Below are 15,919 nucleotides of genomic sequence, written 5' to 3' on the forward strand. Positions count from 1 at the left end.
AACCAGACCCAGGTCCAGCTGGACCAGCGGAAAACAGGATTCTCTGACTGCCGCATGAAGGCCAGCAGCACGGCCAGGATAATGGCCAGGACCATAGAGGCGACCGTCAGGACCAGGGTCCAGACAACGCCCTGGACCACCTTGACATCCAGGATGTAAGCGCCGACGACGTCCCAGCGGAAGTTGGGGTTCGTGACGAGACTCTGCAGGAAAAGAGCCAAAGCGCCAAGAATCACCACGGCGCTGATCCAGCGGCCGGGATGGCGCACCGGAACTGACTTGTTCAGTACCGGTGCGGCGTGTTGGTTCTGATGGCTGTCCATCTGTCCACCTGTGGCGTGGCCGGTTGCGGGAAGGCTCAAGACGCGGCCGCCGGGTTGACCTCGGACTTGGTGATGGCACCGTCAGCAGCGCCCCAGCCCTCAAGGATCTTCTTGTACGAGCCGTCTTCCATCAGCTTGGTCACAGTCTTCTGGATGACGTCGGCCAGGGCCGTGTCCGACTTGGCGACGGCAATGCCCTGGGGCGCAGAATCGTAGACATCGCCGAGCTTCTCGAGCTGGCCGTTGGTCTGGGTCAGTGCGTAGCCGATGATGGGGGAGTCCGCAGCCATTGCATCGATGCTGCCGTTGACCAGACGGGTGGTGATGTCCGTCTGGGTCTTGAGCGTCACGATGTTGATGGGTTGCTTGCCCGCGGCGGTGCACTTCTTGTTGCGGTCCGAGAGGTCCGGATCTTCCTGGATGGTGCCTGTCTGCACGCCAACAGACTTGCCGCACAGGTCATCGAGGGAGACCTTCTTCGGGTTGCCCTTCTGGACGGCCCAGCCGGTACCTGCCTGGAAGTAGCTGACCATGTTCACAGCGGCAAGCCGCTCCGGGTTGATCGTGAAGGAAGAGATGCCGAGGTCGTACTTCGGGCCCAGGGCCGGGAGGATGCCGGTGAACTCGGACGTCTGGACCTGGACCTTAAGGCCCAGCATGGCGCCGATCGCCTTGGCCATGTCGACGTCGTAGCCCACAGGGGTCTGGCCGTCGGTGCCGAGGAATTCCGCGGGGGCGTAGGACGTATCGGAGCCCACGGTCAGGGTGCCCTTTGTCTTGATTGCCTCAGGAACCATGGCCGCCAGGGCATCGTCCTTCTTGACCGTGCTCGGGTCAAAGCTGGCCGCGGCGCTGCCCGAAGCGGAAGCCGCGCCGGAGGGGCCGGTCTCGGAGGCGTTCGTGCAGGCCGTCATGGCCAGTGCGCCGACGGCGAGCACCGTGGCGACCTTCAGTGCGGGGTTGCTCAGGAGCGAACGGGAGATCTGCATTTTCTTACCTTTTGTTGCCGGAGGGATGCGTAGCGAAGCCGATTTATAGTGTATCGCCGAACAAGAGATGTACGTCACAGAAAACTAAGTTTCACTATTGGATAACTAAACCAGACCCAAAAGCAATATCTTCAATGCCCGCCCTGTCTGTGATCCCGGATTCCTGTCCGTTTCGCCAGTTCCCGCGGTCCAGATCGGGGTCCGACTCACCGGCCCGGCCGGCGTTGGCGGCCCCGCACCCTAGCTGCTGATGCCGAGCGATTCCAGCATCGGCCGGAATTTCGCCCACGTCTCGGCGAGCTCAGTCTCGGGAACCGAGCCGTCCACCACGCCGCAGCCCGCATAGAGCCGGACCGTGTGCGGGGATTCGATGACGGCGCCACGCAGGGCGATGCCCCATTCGCCGTTGCCGGCCGCGTCGAGCCAGCCGACCGGCCCGGCGTAGGGTCCGCGGTCCAGGTGCTCGAGCTTGCGGATGAGCGCCCCGGCCACGGCAGTGGGGGTGCCGCAGACGGCGGCGGTCGGATGCAGCGCGTTGATCAGGGCCAGGCACGTGGGGACGTGGCCTTCCACCTCGGCCAGTTCAGCCTTCACGTCCGAGGCCAGATGCCACACATTGGGCAGTTCGAGGATGAAGGGCTCGCTGTGCGCGTTCATGGCCTCGGAAAACGGGGCCAGCTGCGTGGTCAGGGACTGGATTGCGATGTCGTGTTCGTGCCGCTGTTTCTCGGAGCCGGCCAGCACCCGTTCGGCGAATTCCAGCGGTGAGCCCGCCTTGCCATCGGCGTCGCGGCGGTCCAGGGTGCCGGCCAGGACGCGGGCCTGCGCGGTGCGTCCCTCCACCTGGATCAGCATTTCCGGCGTGGCCCCCACGAGTCCGTCCACCCCGTACGTCCAGCATTCGCGGTACCGGGCGGACAGCTCGCGCAGCACCTCGGCGGCCTTGACACCGGTGGGGACGGTGGCCACGACATCCCGCGCCAGCACCAGCTTTTCCAGGGCGCCGGTCCGGATCTCCGCGACGCCCGCGGCAACGGCGGCCATCCAGTCTTCCTCGCTGAGCGAGCCGGTGTGCAACGTTGCCCCTGCGGCCAAGGGCAAAGGACGTACGACGGCGCCACCGGCATGCGCGGCCGCCGGCACCGGGTCGTCCGCCAGGGTCACGCCGGTCCCGGGATTGGCGCTGGTGCCGGGATTGGTGCCGGTCCCGGGATTGGCGCTGGTGCTGTGAAGCCAGCGCTCCAGGGCGGCGCGGGCGCCGGCTTCGGTGAGGTCGCCGTCGTCGAACGTGAGCTGGGTCAGCCAGGCCTGGCCGTCACGGAGCCCGACAACGATTTCCGGGACCAGCAGCCGGGACTCATGGGCGGAGGCCTTGGAGAAGGCGAAGGAGCCGAAGGCGACCGGGCCGGTGCCGGGGCAGCCAACACTGTCCTGGATGTCTGCCTCCAGGACCTGGTGGCGCCACCAGATGTCCGCTTCCAGGAACCGCTCGGGCCCGGTGGCGGTAAAACGGGCTATCTCGCCGAAGCCCACGAGACCGGCCTCGCGGCGGGTCCAGCAGAGGACATCGTCCCGGACCAGAAACGACGGCAGGCCCCCGGGGAAAGTTTCGGCATCGAGGGGGACTGTCAAGGTGCGGAACGTGCTCGTCATGATTTCATAACACTAGCCCGTGATCGCCCATTGGGTGGATATACACGTGCCGGCCGGGCCAGCACGGGGCCGCCGCGCCCGTTGCCGCAGGTGAAAGCCGCGTCAATTGGCGGCCCGTTCGTGGGAGCGCCGATCATTTGAGACAATGTCAGGGTGAACCGAGCATCCTTGGATAAGCGTCCGGACGAAGTAGCCACGATGTTTGACGACGTCGCCCCCAAATACGACGTCGTTAACGATGTCCTGTCCCTGGGGCAGACGCGGCGTTGGCGCAAGGTGGTGGTGGAGGCCATGGGCGTATCGGCCGGTCAGCACGTCCTGGACCTCGCCGCCGGCACCGGCACCTCCAGCGAGCCATACGCCGACGCAGGCATCAACGTCATCGCCTGCGATTTCTCCCTTGGCATGCTCAAGGTCGGCAAGCGCCGCCGCCCGGACATCGACTTCATCGCCGGGGACGCCACCCGCCTGCCGTTCGCGGACAGCACCTTCGACGCCAGCACGATCTCCTTTGGCCTGCGCAACGTCAACGAGCCGAAGAAGGCCCTGGCCGAGATGCTGCGGGTCACCAAGCCCGGCGGCCGGCTGGTCATTGCGGAATTCTCCCAGCCCGTGGTGCCGCTGTGGCGCACCATGTACACCGAATACCTCATGCGGGCCCTCCCGGCCATCGCCGTCAAGGCCTCCTCCAACCCCGACGCCTACGTCTACCTCGCCGAGTCCATCCGCGCCTGGCCGGACCAGGACCACCTTGCGGCCTGGCTGCAGGAGGCCGGCTGGGAATCCGTCACCTACCGCAACCTCAGCGGCGGCATCGTCGCCGTGCACCGGGCCCAAAAACCGGCCGACCCCTCAACCGGCCCTGCCGCCGGCGCTGCGGCGCTGGCCGCCCACACCGGACCCGTGGCCAAGCTGCGCCGCAACATCACCCGGCCCGGCCGATAGCCGATCCCTGCTGTGAATGTACTGATCGTCGGGGCGGGCCCGGCCGGATCCACCGCCGCCTACTACCTTGCCAAAGCCGGCATTGACGTCACGGTGCTGGAGAAAACCAGCTTTCCCCGCGAGAAGGTGTGCGGCGACGGACTCACCCCGCGCGCGGTCCGCGAGATCCAGAAGCTGGGACTCGCCCACCCCGAAACCGACGGCTGGCGGCGGAACAAGGGCCTGCGCCTGATCGCCGGCGGCCGCACGATCGAACTGCCCTGGCCGGAGGTTGCCGACTTCCCGCAGTACGGGCTGATCCGTACCCGGCTCGGCTTCGACGAACAACTCGCCCGGCATGCCCAGTCCGCGGGCGCCGTCGTGCTCGAACGCCACAGCGTCACCGAGGCGCTGCGCTCCGAGGATGGCCGGGTCACCGGCGTGCGCGCCGCGCTGCTGGACGACTCCGGGCGCAAGACCGGCGAGACGCGCGACTTCAGCGCCGACGTCGTCCTCGCCGCCGACGGGAACTCGACGCGCACCGCCGTCTCACTGGGCATCGGCAAGCGCGACGACCGGCCGCTCGGCGTGGCTGTGCGGACCTACTTCACCTCGCCGCGGCACGACGACGACTGGATGGAAGGCTGGCTCGAGCTCCCCGGCCGCGACGGCAAACTCCTGCCCGGCTACGGCTGGGTGTTCGGCGTCGGCGACGGCACCTCCAACGTGGGCCTGGGCATCCTGAACTCCTCTAAGGACTTCGGCAAGCTGGACTACAAGCAGGTGCTGCGCGAATGGACCGCCGGCATGCCCACCGACTGGGGCTTCACCCCGGACAACCAGGTGGGCGAGATCCGTGGCGCCGCGCTGCCCATGGGCTTCAACCGCACCCCGCACTATTCTCCGGGCCTGCTGCTCCTCGGCGACGCCGGCGGCATGGTCTCCCCGTTCAACGGCGAGGGCATCTCCTACGCCATGGAGTCCGCCCGCTTCGCGGCCGAATTCATCGCCGACGCCGCTGCCCGGTCTGCGTCCGCCGGCTGGGGGTCCGGGACGGAGGCTTCCAGGGCCGCCGACGCGCACCTCGCCCGGTACGCCGACTATGTGCGGCAGCAGTGGGGCTCACACTTCACACTGGGACGGGCGTTCGCCGCCCTGATCGGCAAGCCGGCCGTCATGAAACTGGCCCTCCGGACCGGCATGCCTGTCCCGGTGCTCATGCGTTTCGTGGTGCGGATGCTGGCCAACCTCACCGATCCCGCCGCCAAGGGCTTCGAGGACCGGGTCATCCGGGTCCTGGAATCCCTGGTTCCCGCCACGTCCAATCAGGCAGCGTCCAACAAGGCCGCATCCACCACGGACAGCGTTCCGCGCTCCAACTCCGCGGTTTCCGCAACAAAAAGTTAGGGTTAACCCGTGACCAACTCTGCAGACCAAAGCTGGACGCACGCCGGACACGGCCTGCCGAGCGCTGAACCCAGCCTCAACACCACCGCGATTGCCACCGGCCTCCAACTGCCGGCAGGCTTCTCGGCCATCGCGGGCGACCCCGAGCTGGGCCCGGCGCTCACCACCAACCTGGCGCGCGTCGAGAAGAAGCTGCGCGAAGCCATTGCCAACTCCGATCCCCTGGCTGACGCAACGTCGCGTCACCTCGTGGAAGCCGGCGGCAAGCGGATCCGCCCGCTGCTGACCCTGCTGTGCGCCCACCTTGGCGACGCCTCCCTGCCCGCAGTGGTGCAGGCCGCCGTCGTCGTTGAACTGACGCACCTCGCCACCCTCTACCACGACGACGTCATGGACTCCGCGCCGTTCCGCCGGGGTGCGCCGACGGCCCACGAGGTCTGGGGCAACTCCGTCGCGGTCCTGACCGGCGACCTCATCTTTGCCCGCGCCTCCATCCTGGTCTCGGAGCTCGGGTCCCGGGCGCTTGGCATCCAGGCCCGCACCTTTGAACGGCTCTGCCTGGGCCAGCTGCACGAGACCGTGGGACCGCGCCCGGACGAGGACCCCTTGGCGCACTACCTCTCCGTCATCGCGGACAAGACCGGCTCGCTCGTGGCAGCCTCCGGTCAGCTGGGTGCGATCTTCTCCGGCGCCGACGAAGCCTACGAGCCCATCCTGGTCGAGTACGGCGAGAAGGTGGGCGTGGCGTTCCAGCTCGCCGACGACGTCATCGACGTCACCGGGATCAAGGTCAAGTCCGGCAAGTCGCCGGGAACGGACCTTCGCGAAGGCGTCCCCACCCTGCCCGTGCTGCTGCTGCGCAACGCGGCCCGCGACGGCGATCAGGCCGCCGTCGAACTGCTGACGCTGATCGACGGCGACCTCAGCTCGGATGAGGCCCTGGCCGCCGCCGTGGCCGGACTCCGGGAGCACCCCGTCACTGCACAGTCCTGGGTGGTGGCACGCACCTGGGCCGATGAGGCCATTGCCGCCCTTGCCCCGCTGCCCGAAGGCGTCGTCAAGGCCTCGCTGACCAGCTTCGCCCACGCCGTAGTGGACCGCAGCAGCTAGCAGTCCCCGGCCTCCGGCGTATCGCCAGGCCTGCCGCTGAGCCTTTACCGCGGTCTCCAGCCGGTCCTTCCGGCGAGGGCGCGGCCTGCCGATCAACCAGGCCTCCGGCTTAAACGGAATGGCCCCGGTTCCTCACAACGTTCGAGTCTTCCGTTGTGCCGAACCGGGGCCATTTCTCCGTTCGCATCAGATCCACCGGAGGCATTTGGTGAACCCACAAACAACTCTATGACAGTTATGTCATAGCGTCCAGACCTATCTGTAAATTTGTTGTCACAAGTTTTCGATTCGTTGCCAAACAATGTCGCGCTGAGTTTCGCCAGGGGCACATTGCGTCGCTGCGGCACTGCGCTGCCGTGCGGGGCCACTTTGCCGCGGTACGGGCTGCTTCCAGGCTGTTTCCTCGGCGTGTTCGTGTCAAAGTGCCCCGCAGCGGCACTGGGTGACGGTCCCGGGGTTTTCCACATGACGCAACCGGAGTGAGCTCATAGGATCCCAGGCGCGGCACATTGGCGGAATGAACGTTGCCACTTATCTTGCTTCGCGGGGCGGAACGGCCACCGCGGCTGACCTTGGCCGGGCTGGATTCAGCCGACACCGAATTGCCGCGGCCGTGGCCCAAGGCACCATGGTGAGGATTCGTCGCGGGCACTATGGACTGCCGCAGGATTCCGGCGTCTACCGGGCGGCGCGCGAACTGAACGGGTTGCTGACTTGCCTGTCGGCCGCTCCGGGCTATGGTTTGTGGACCTTGGTGCCGGCTCAGTCCATGCATTTGTGTCTTGGGCATCGGGCGGTACCGCCCGGCACCGTGGCCCATGGCCGCTGCAGGCATCCCCGGCACCCGTGGCTGCCGGTGGCCGGACTGGCCGACGTCCTGATCCATGCACTCCATTGTCTGCCGGAATTTCGGCCGTGATGGGCAGGTCGCGGCGGCCGTCCGGGGCTACTTTGGCGCCTCAACCGGGGATCACCGGGCTGGGCCTCGGCATGTCCTTGGCAAAGTGCCCCCGTACTGCCGAGCCCGGCCGTTGAGCCTAGTCTTCGTCCTCGTCGTTGAAGGCCCACTCGAACATGTCGAAGACGAATTCGGAGAAGGTCCCTTCCTCGCTCTTCCACTGGCCGCGGGCGTTGTTGCGGCGGTACACGATGGGATCCGGGATGCTGAGGTCCCCGACGCGGAAACCCCAGGTGAACTGCTCTTCCTCGTCCTCGAGGAACATGAGGAAGCCCTCGTCATCTACTTCGAGCTCTTCGGGGTCCCAGAAGTAGTGGTAGGCCTCCATGATGTCCTCGCAGCCGCCGACTGCCAGGTAGAACTCGCGCAGGACCAGCGGGACCTGGAATTGGTGTTCGGCGAGGGCGGCGTCGAGCTCCTCGGCCGGGAGGCCATCTTCTTCCTGCCATTCGTCTTCGAGATACTTCGGGACAAGCGCGCGGAATTTCTCGAGGAACATGTCAGTCATGGTCTTATCCTAGCTAATCCTCAGCGGTCGTTTTCCGCGTTGTCCAGGCCCAGCCGGTGCCAGCCGCGCACCGCAAGCGGAACGTACCAGTGGCGCCGCCAGGCCGTGACCCGGAAGGCGAAGACCACCCCGGCGACGGCGCAGGCGCTCACCGCGGTGAAGGTCCCCGTGAGGGACAGGATCACCGTCGACGCCGACCCGGCGAACGCCGGCAGCGCGTACAGATCCCTGGGGTCGAAGAGCTGCGGGACCTCGTTGGCGGTGATATCCCGCAGCAGGCCGCCACCCACCGCCGTCGTGACACCCAGCAGTACGGCGGCCACGGGATTCATCCCGGCGGCGAGGGCCTTCAGCGTGCCGGTGATGCAGAACAGGGCCAGCCCGCCGGCGTCGAACAGGATCAGCAGCGACGTGAAGCGCTGGACGCTGGAGAACAGAAAATACACCAGCACCGTGGCAAACAGGGGCGGCGCCAGATACGCCGGATTAGTGAACGCGGCGGGCGGGCCCGCGTTGATGATGATGTCGCGGATGACGCCGCCGCCCAGGCTCACCACCGAGGCCAGGAGCAGCGAGCCGATGATATCGAACTGCTTGCGCGCCGCGAGCAGCGAGCCGGAGACCGCAAAGAAGAACACGCCGGCGAGGTCAAGCCAGACCAGGACAAGGCTGAAGGAGAAGGTCATGAAGCGTCCCGGTCGATTGCAAGGGGGCGGATAGGGCGGCTCCAAGGTTACGCTAACGGCTATGAATACCCCCATCCTGATCGCCTGCGCCCACGGCACGTCGAGCCCGCACGGGGCCGCGGAGGTCAACGCGCTCCGGGACGGCATCGCCGGGCTCCGTCCCGGGCTGGACGTCCGCGAGGCCTACGTGGACGTGCAGGACCCGGACCTGCCGGCCGTCGTGGCTGGGCTCCCGGCGGGGGTAACCGCCGTCGTGGTTCCGCTGCTGCTCAGCGTTGGATACCACGTCAAGGTGGACATTGCCCGCGCCGTGAAGAGCCGGCCGGACACCCTGGCCGCGGCGCCGCTGGGTCCGGATCCGCGGCTCGCAGCGTTGCTCGACCAGCGGCTGCGCGAGGCCGGGGTAACGGACAACGACGCCGTGGTCCTCGCCGCCGCCGGGTCCTCCGATCCCAGCGCCGCACAGAATGTAGAGGAACTCACGGAACAGCTCCGTGCCCTGCGTTCCAACCGGATCGTGGCTGCCTACGGCGCCTCCGCCAAGCCCTCGGTTCCCGACGCCGTCGCCATGCTCCGCGAGGAGGCCGCCGGCGGTGCCGGCGCGGGGGAGTCCGCCGGAGCGGTGGACCTTGGCGGACGCGTCGTCATCGCCTCGTATCTCCTGGCGCCCGGCTTCTTCCACGACCAGCTGGCCAAGGCCGGTGCTGACCTGGTGACGGCGCCGCTGCTGCCCTCCCCGGTCCTCGCCGAAATTGCCCTGGAACGCTACGACGCGGCGCTGGCCGGGGCACCGCAACCCCGGCCCTGACGGTCCGCGCAGATGCACAGCCGCAGGGCGACTTCAAGGGTTTCCGGCGGTTCGTGACGAAATGTTGCCCTAGGTGACTCCCCGTTTCTGACCCTTTGTGACGGGATTACGGCCGCCCCTACAGTCGATGCATGACTGATACAGCTCTAGCCGGAGCGTCCACGGACGAGGCTGCCGCCGGCCGCACCAAGCGCCCTCCCCGCCCGGCCGCAAAGCCGCACGGCCAGTGGAAAGTCGACGGCACCACGCCGCTGAACGCCAACGAGACCTGGAAACAGGAAGACAACGGCCTCAACGTCCGCGAGCGTATCGAGTCCGTCTACTCCAAGCACGGCTTCGACTCGATCGACGGCACCGACCTGCACGGCCGCTTCCGCTGGTGGGGGCTCTACACCCAGCGCAAACCCGGGATCGACGGCGGCAAGACCGCCACGCTTGAGCCCCACGAGCTCGAAGACAAATACTTCATGCTCCGCGTCAGGATCGACGGCGGTGCGCTCACCACCGAGCAATTGCGCGTCATCGGCCAGATCTCCGTGGACTTCGCCCGCGACTCGGCCGACCTCACGGACCGCCAGAACATCCAGCTGCACTGGATCCGGGTCGAAGACATGCCCGAAATCTGGCGCCGGCTCGAGGGCGTGGGGCTGTCCACCACGGAAGCTTGCGGCGACGTGCCGCGCGTCATCCTCGGCTCCCCGGTGGCGGGCATCGCCAAAGACGAGATCATCGATCCCACGCCGCTGATCCAGGAACTCGCCGAGCGGTTCATCGGCGACCCGGAACTGGCCAACCTGCCGCGCAAGTTCAAGACCGCCATCACCGGCCACCCCAGCCAGGACGTGGTGCACGAGATCAACGACGTCGCCCTGGTGGGCCTGGTCCACCCCGAACTCGGCATCGGCTACGACCTCTGGGTGGGCGGCGCGCTCTCCACCAACCCCATGCTGGGCAAGCGCCTCGGCGCCTTCGTCCGGCCGGACCAGGCCGCCGATGTGTGGCTCGGCGTCACCAGCATCTTCCGCGACTACGGCTACCGGCGCATGCGCACCAAGGCCCGCCTGAAGTTCCTGCTGGCTGACTGGGGGCCGGTCAAATTCCGCCAGGTCCTCGAAGACGAATACCTCGGCTACAAGCTCTCCGACGGTCCCGCGGCGCCCAAGCCCTCCACGCCCGGTGACCACATCGGCGTGCACGAACAGAAGGACGGCAAGTTCTTCATCGGCGCCACCCCGCTGGCCGGCCGCCTCTCCGGCAGCCAGCTGGTCAAGCTCGCGGACACCCTGGAGGCCCGCGGCTCGCAGCGCCTGCGCACCACCCCGCACCAGAAGCTCGTGGTCCTCGACGTGCCCAAGGATGAGGTGGACCCACTCGTGGCCGAGCTCGACGCCCTGGGCCTGTCCGCCCGCCCGTCCGTGTTCCGGCGCGGCACCATCGCCTGCACCGGCATCGAGTTCTGCAAGCTCGCCATCGTGGAAACGAAGATAACTGCGGCGACGGCGGTTGCCGAGCTGGAGCGCCGGCTGGCCGACCTCGCCGAGAGCAAGCAGCTGCCTCAGGCGCTGTCCCTGCACATCAACGGCTGCCCCAACTCCTGCGCCCGGATCCAGACGGCGGACATCGGCCTCAAGGGCATGATGCTGCCAACGCCCGACGGCGACCCCACCCCGGGTTTCCAGGTCCACCTCGGCGGCGGGCTCGCGTCCGACAGCCGCGAGGAGGCAGGCCTGGGCCGCACCGTCCGCGGTCTCAAGGTCACGGCCGGGGAACTGCCCGACTACGTTGAACGCGTGGTCCGCAAGTTCGTCGCCGACCGCGCCGAGGGCCAAAGCTTCGCCGAGTGGGCCTTCGCCGCGGAAGAGGGTGATCTTCAGTGACCAACGTTCAGCCGCTGGCGGCATCGCCTGGCAACGGCCCTGTTGCACTCCGCTCCCACGACGAGCTCAAGGCCCTCGCCGAGGCCGGCGCCGCCGAGCTCGGCTGGGACGCCCCGGCCCGTGACGTCATTGCCTGGGTGGCCCGCAATTTCGAGTTGCCGACCGTCGCCGTCGCCTGCTCCATGGCGGATGCGGTCCTGCCGGCACTCGTCGCGGACCAGCTCCCCGGCGTCGACGTCCTGTTCCTGGAGACCGGCTACCACTTCCCGGAGACGCACGCGACGCGCGACGAGGTCGCGGCCAACCTGCGCGTCAACGTCGTGGACGTGCTGCCGGAGAACACCGTCGAGCAGCAGGACCGGCTCCTGGGCAAGGACCTCTTCGCCCGCGACCCCGCCCAGTGCTGCGCCCTGCGCAAAGTGGCGCCGCTGCGCCGCACCCTGGCCGGCTACGAGCTCTGGTTCACCGGAGTCCGCCGCGACGAGGCCCCCACCCGCACCAACACGCCGCTGGTCATCTGGGACGAGGCCAACGGCCTGGTCAAGGTCAACCCGGTGGCGGCGTGGACCTTCGACCAGCTGGTGCAGTATTCCGACGACAACCTCCTGCCCGTCAACCCGCTGCTTTCACAGGGCTACCCGTCCATTGGCTGCCAGCCCTGCACCCGCAAGGTGGCGCCCGGCGACGACCCCCGCGCCGGACGCTGGGCAGGAACCGACAAGACAGAATGCGGACTACACGTATGAGCAATGTTGAGACTTTCGTGGCCGTCGACCCCGATGTCGCCACCTTCACCACCACCGCCTCCACGGCATCTGCCGCTCCGGCAATCGGCGTCGCGGCCGCCCGACTCTCCAGCCTGGACACCCTCGAGTCCGAGGCCATTCACATCATCCGCGAGGTGGTCGCCGAGTTCGAGAAGCCCGCGCTGCTGTTCTCCGGCGGCAAGGATTCCGTGGTGATGCTGCACCTGGCCACGAAGGCCTTCTGGCCCGGCAAGGTGCCGTTCCCGGTGCTGCACGTGGACACCGGCCACAATTTTCCCGAGGTCATCGACTTCCGCGACCGCACCGTGGAGCGGCTGGGCCTGAAGCTCGTCGTCGGTTCCGTCCAGGAGTTCATCGACTCCGGTGAGCTGGCCGAGCGTGCCGACGGCACCCGGAACCCGCTGCAGACCGTGCCGCTGCTGGATGCGATCCAGCGCAACAAGTTCGACGCCGTCTTCGGCGGCGGCCGCCGCGACGAGGACAAGGCCCGGGCCAAGGAACGGATCCTGAGCCTGCGCGACGAGTTCGGCCAGTGGGACCCGCGCAACCAGCGGCCCGAACTGTGGAACCTCTACAACGGCCGGCACACGGTGGGCCAGCACGTCCGCGCGTTCCCCATCAGCAACTGGACCGAACTGGACGTGTGGCGCTACATCGAGCGCGAGAACATCGAGCTGCCGGGCCTGTACTACGCCCACGACCGCGAAGTCTTCGCCCGCGACGGCATGTGGCGCGCCGTCGGCGAGGTCTCCCAGCCGCGCGAGCACGAGGAAGTCATCACCAAGACCGTCCGCTACCGGACCGTCGGCGACATGTCCTGCACCGGCGCCGTGGAATCGGCCGCCGCCACGGTGCGCGACGTCGTCATTGAGGTTGCCGCCTCGACCATCACCGAACGTGGCGCCACCCGGGCCGACGACCGCATCTCCGAGGCCGCCATGGAAGACCGCAAGAAGGACGGCTATTTCTAATGAGCACGGAAACGTTTCTCCCGGGCCCGGACCTCGTTGCCGCGGCGCTGCCCACCACGCTGTTCCGCTTCGCCACGGCGGGCTCCGTCGATGACGGCAAGTCCACCCTGGTGGGCCGGCTCCTGCACGACTCGAAGGCGATCCTCGCCGACCAGCTGGACGCCGTCGCCCGCACGTCGGCGGACCGCGGGTTCGGCGGTGAAGGGGCCACCGGCACGAAAGCGATCGATCTCGCCCTGTTGACCGACGGCCTGCGCGCGGAGCGCGAGCAGGGCATCACGATCGATGTCGCCTACCGCTACTTCGCCACGGACCGGCGCAGCTTCATCCTCGCGGACTGCCCCGGGCACGTGCAGTACACCAAGAACACGGTGACCGGCGCGTCCACAGCGGACGCCGTCGTCGTGCTCATCGACGCCCGCAAGGGTGTCCTCGAGCAGACCCGCCGGCACCTGTCCGTGCTGCAGCTGCTGCGCGTGGCACACGTGATCGTCGCCGTGAACAAGATCGACCTCGTGGATTTCAGCGAGGACGTGTTCCGCGGGATCGAGGCGGACGTCCAGCAGGTCGGGCGCGAACTCGGGCTCGGCCGTGACGATACAAATGCAGGCGGGGTCTCCGATCTTTTCGTCATCCCCGTCTCCGCCCTCGACGGCGACAACGTGGTGGACCGCTCCGAGCGGACCCCGTGGTACGACGGCCCGGCGCTCCTGGAGGTCCTGGAGACGCTGCCGGCCGCCGACGAACTCGAAAGCCACCTCGAAAGCTTCCGTTTCCCGGTCCAGCTGGTGGTCCGGCCGCAGGGAGCGCTGGCTCCGGACGCCATCGCCGGCGGACTCGATCCCGAGGCCTACCGCGACTACCGTGCCTACGCCGGCCAGATCACCGAGGGCTCCGTGAAACTGGGGGACCAGGTCAGCATCCTGACCCCGGGCCAGGCCCCGCGCACCACCAGCATCACGGGGATCGACTTCGCGGGCCGCGAGCTCGCCGAGGCGGCCGCCCCGCAGTCCGTGTCCCTGCGCCTGGCGGACGAGTTCGACGTGGCCCGCGGTGACACGATCGCGGCGGCCGGGACGGTGCGCGAGGCATCGGCTGACCTCTACGCCGCACTGTGCTGGCTCTCGCCCAAGCCGCTCCGGGAGGGCTCCAAGGTCCTGGTCAAGCACGGCACCCGCACGGTCCAGGCCCTGGTGCGGAACGTGACGGGCAAACTGGACCTCGCCAGCTTCGGCCTCGAGCCGACCACCACCCTGGAGCTCAACGACATCGGGCACGCGCAGCTCCGGCTCGCCGCGCCGCTGCCATTGGAGAACTACCTGCACCACCGCCGCACCGGGGCGTTCCTCGTGATCGACCCGCTCGACGGCAACACCCTCGCCGCAGGCCTGGTCAACGACCACCCCGGCGACCACGAGGACGAGCGCTACTCGATCTAGGCCACGTGCCACACGGGCGCAGCTTGTTTCCCGGTCGGTTGCCATGGGCGGCGGTCCGGGAAGCAAGCTGCCGTCTTTTGGGGCCGAATGTGACGCTGCGTGAACCCGCGTGACCCCCGGTTTCCGGGCCGTTGAACCCCGAATATGACACTCCCTATGGTGAATGAATGAAGACACAGGAACGGTTCCCCGGCCTGCCCCGCAGGGACTTCCAGGGGCGATGTCGCCGGCGCTGACCAGCCGCCCGGCCCTTCCGCACACACCCCAGAACAGGACTTCACCCATGTCACACACCCCCGAAACCCCCGGGTCCGGCACACAGCCCGGCACCACCCGGATCGTCGCCGGCGAGACCGGCAAACCGAAACGCAAGCGCACCCTGGAGATCGCCCTGGTCGCGGGCCTCGTGCTCCTGATCGGCGCCGGCGCAGCCGTTGCATCCTCGCTGTCGCGCAGCCCGGAAACCGCCCCCGCAGCGGCCACGGCGGACGCCGGCCCGGCCACGGAACTCAGGCTCGGCTACTTTGGCAACATCACCCACGCTCCGGCCTTGGTGGGTGTCAACAAGGGGTTCATCGCCAAGGACCTCGGGGCGACCAAGCTCAGCACGCAGGTGTTCAACGCCGGCCCCGCCGCGATCGAGGCCCTGAACGCCGGCGCCATCGACGCCACGTACATCGGCCCCAATCCGGCCATCAACTCCTATGTCAAGAGCAACGGCCAGTCCATCAGCATCATCGCCGGCGCCGCGTCCGGCGGAGCGCAGCTGGTGGTCAAGCCCGGCATCAACTCGGCCGCCGACCTGAAGGGCAAGACGCTCGCGTCGCCGCAGCTCGGCGGCACGCAGGACGTGGCCCTCCGCGCCTGGCTCGGCAAGCAGGGGTTCAAGACCTCCACTGACGGCAGCGGCGACGTCTCGATCAACCCGACCGAGAATGCCCAGACCCTCAAGCTGTTCCAGGACGGCAAGCTCGACGGCGCGTGGCTGCCCGAGCCCTGGGCCTCCCGCCTGGTGCTCCAGGCCGGCGCAAAGGTCCTGGTCGACGAGAAGGACCTGTGGGAGAAGGGCGAGTTCGTCACCACCGTCCTGATCGTCAACAAGACGTTCGCGGCCGAGCACCCCGCCACTGTGCAGGCGCTCCTCAAGGGCCATGTCGAATCCGTGGACTGGCTCAACGCGGCGCCCGCCGCCGAGAAAGCCACCGTCCTCAACGACGGACTCAAGGCTGCCGCCGGCAAGGCACTGCCGGCCGACGTCATCGACCGGTCCCTGAAGAACATCGTCTTCACCACCGACCCGCTCGCAGGGACGTACAAGAAACTGCTCCAGGACGGCGTCGACGCCGGCACCACCAAGCAGGCCGACATCAACGGCATCTTCGACCTCACGGCGCTCAACAGCGTTCTGAGCGAGAGTGCGGCCGGCAAGAAGATCTCCGCCGAGGGGCTCGGCAAGGAATAGCGCCCCGGCCCCCAGCCATCCGCCACAACAGTAAGGA

The 15,919-nt window shown here is 67.9% G+C and carries 14 protein-coding genes and 1 pseudogene; 10 read left to right on the forward strand and 5 right to left on the reverse strand.

Going from position 1 to position 15,919, the window contains the following annotated elements:
* The 3 genes and pseudogenes from B5X90_RS02870 to B5X90_RS02880 form a co-directional block, all read right to left on the reverse strand.
* A pseudogene (locus tag B5X90_RS02870) lies at positions 1 to 323 on the reverse strand (amino acid ABC transporter permease); the annotation flags it as partial.
* Between the two features lie 35 nt (positions 324 to 358).
* The gene (locus B5X90_RS02875; RefSeq protein WP_079550015.1) at positions 359 to 1,312 is read right to left on the reverse strand and encodes an ABC transporter substrate-binding protein; all 954 of its coding nucleotides are present in this window, start codon (positions 1,310 to 1,312) and stop codon (positions 359 to 361) included.
* 240 nt (positions 1,313 to 1,552) lie between these two features.
* A complete protein-coding gene (locus B5X90_RS02880) occupies positions 1,553 to 2,965 on the reverse strand; it encodes an isochorismate synthase (RefSeq protein WP_079550016.1) in 1,413 nt (470 codons plus the stop codon).
* Between the two features lie 153 nt (positions 2,966 to 3,118).
* On the opposite strand from B5X90_RS02880, the gene B5X90_RS02885 reads away from it, so the two are divergent.
* The 4 genes from B5X90_RS02885 (at position 3,119) to B5X90_RS02900 (ending at position 7,325) form a co-directional block, all read left to right on the forward strand.
* On the forward strand, positions 3,119 to 3,910 hold the full coding sequence (locus B5X90_RS02885) for a demethylmenaquinone methyltransferase (protein WP_079550017.1): 792 nt from the start codon (positions 3,119 to 3,121) through the stop codon (positions 3,908 to 3,910).
* A gap of 12 nt (positions 3,911 to 3,922) precedes the next feature.
* Positions 3,923 to 5,296, forward strand: a complete 1,374-nt coding sequence (locus B5X90_RS02890; RefSeq protein WP_143264634.1) for a geranylgeranyl reductase family protein — start codon at positions 3,923 to 3,925, stop codon at positions 5,294 to 5,296.
* Positions 5,297 to 5,305: 9 nt separating this feature from the next.
* On the forward strand, positions 5,306 to 6,406 hold the full coding sequence (locus B5X90_RS02895; RefSeq protein ID WP_079550018.1) for a polyprenyl synthetase family protein: 1,101 nt from the start codon (positions 5,306 to 5,308) through the stop codon (positions 6,404 to 6,406).
* A gap of 517 nt (positions 6,407 to 6,923) precedes the next feature.
* The gene (locus B5X90_RS02900; RefSeq protein ID WP_179129028.1) at positions 6,924 to 7,325 is read left to right on the forward strand and encodes a type IV toxin-antitoxin system AbiEi family antitoxin domain-containing protein; all 402 of its coding nucleotides are present in this window, start codon (positions 6,924 to 6,926) and stop codon (positions 7,323 to 7,325) included.
* A gap of 118 nt (positions 7,326 to 7,443) precedes the next feature.
* On the opposite strand, the gene B5X90_RS02905 is transcribed toward B5X90_RS02900, so the two are convergent.
* Together B5X90_RS02905 and B5X90_RS02910 are read right to left on the reverse strand one after the other, a co-directional pair.
* On the reverse strand, positions 7,444 to 7,872 hold the full coding sequence (locus B5X90_RS02905; RefSeq protein WP_018775149.1) for a hypothetical protein: 429 nt from the start codon (positions 7,870 to 7,872) through the stop codon (positions 7,444 to 7,446).
* 20 nt (positions 7,873 to 7,892) lie between these two features.
* A complete protein-coding gene (locus B5X90_RS02910) occupies positions 7,893 to 8,558 on the reverse strand; it encodes a trimeric intracellular cation channel family protein (RefSeq protein ID WP_079550019.1) in 666 nt (221 codons plus the stop codon).
* Between the two features lie 61 nt (positions 8,559 to 8,619).
* Here B5X90_RS02910 and B5X90_RS02915 point away from each other — a divergent pair, with 61 nt between their 5' ends.
* The 6 genes from B5X90_RS02915 (at position 8,620) to B5X90_RS02940 (ending at position 15,882) form a co-directional block, all read left to right on the forward strand.
* Complete coding sequence (locus tag B5X90_RS02915; protein ID WP_079550020.1) at positions 8,620 to 9,366, forward strand: sirohydrochlorin chelatase; 747 nt, start codon at positions 8,620 to 8,622, stop codon at positions 9,364 to 9,366.
* 131 nt (positions 9,367 to 9,497) lie between these two features.
* Positions 9,498 to 11,243: a nitrite/sulfite reductase gene (locus B5X90_RS02920; protein ID WP_079550021.1), complete on the forward strand. Its 1,746-nt coding sequence runs from the start codon at positions 9,498 to 9,500 to the stop codon at positions 11,241 to 11,243.
* A gap of 14 nt (positions 11,244 to 11,257) precedes the next feature.
* On the forward strand, positions 11,258 to 11,989 hold the full coding sequence (locus B5X90_RS02925) for a phosphoadenylyl-sulfate reductase (RefSeq protein ID WP_079550476.1): 732 nt from the start codon (positions 11,258 to 11,260) through the stop codon (positions 11,987 to 11,989).
* A complete protein-coding gene (gene cysD, locus B5X90_RS02930) occupies positions 11,986 to 12,981 on the forward strand; it encodes a sulfate adenylyltransferase subunit CysD (protein ID WP_079550022.1) in 996 nt (331 codons plus the stop codon). Before B5X90_RS02925 ends, cysD begins: the two co-directional genes overlap by 4 nt.
* Entirely contained in the window at positions 12,981 to 14,420 is a 1,440-nt protein-coding gene (locus B5X90_RS02935) for a sulfate adenylyltransferase subunit 1 (RefSeq protein ID WP_079550023.1), read from the forward strand. Before cysD ends, B5X90_RS02935 begins: the two co-directional genes overlap by 1 nt.
* Before the next feature lie 283 nt (positions 14,421 to 14,703).
* Positions 14,704 to 15,882, forward strand: coding sequence for an ABC transporter substrate-binding protein (locus B5X90_RS02940; protein ID WP_079550024.1), 1,179 nt, complete (start codon positions 14,704 to 14,706; stop codon positions 15,880 to 15,882).
* Positions 15,883 to 15,919 lie beyond the last annotated feature (37 nt).

The organism is Arthrobacter sp. 49Tsu3.1M3, from assembly GCF_900168135.1.
Lineage (GTDB): Bacteria > Actinomycetota > Actinomycetes > Actinomycetales > Micrococcaceae > Arthrobacter.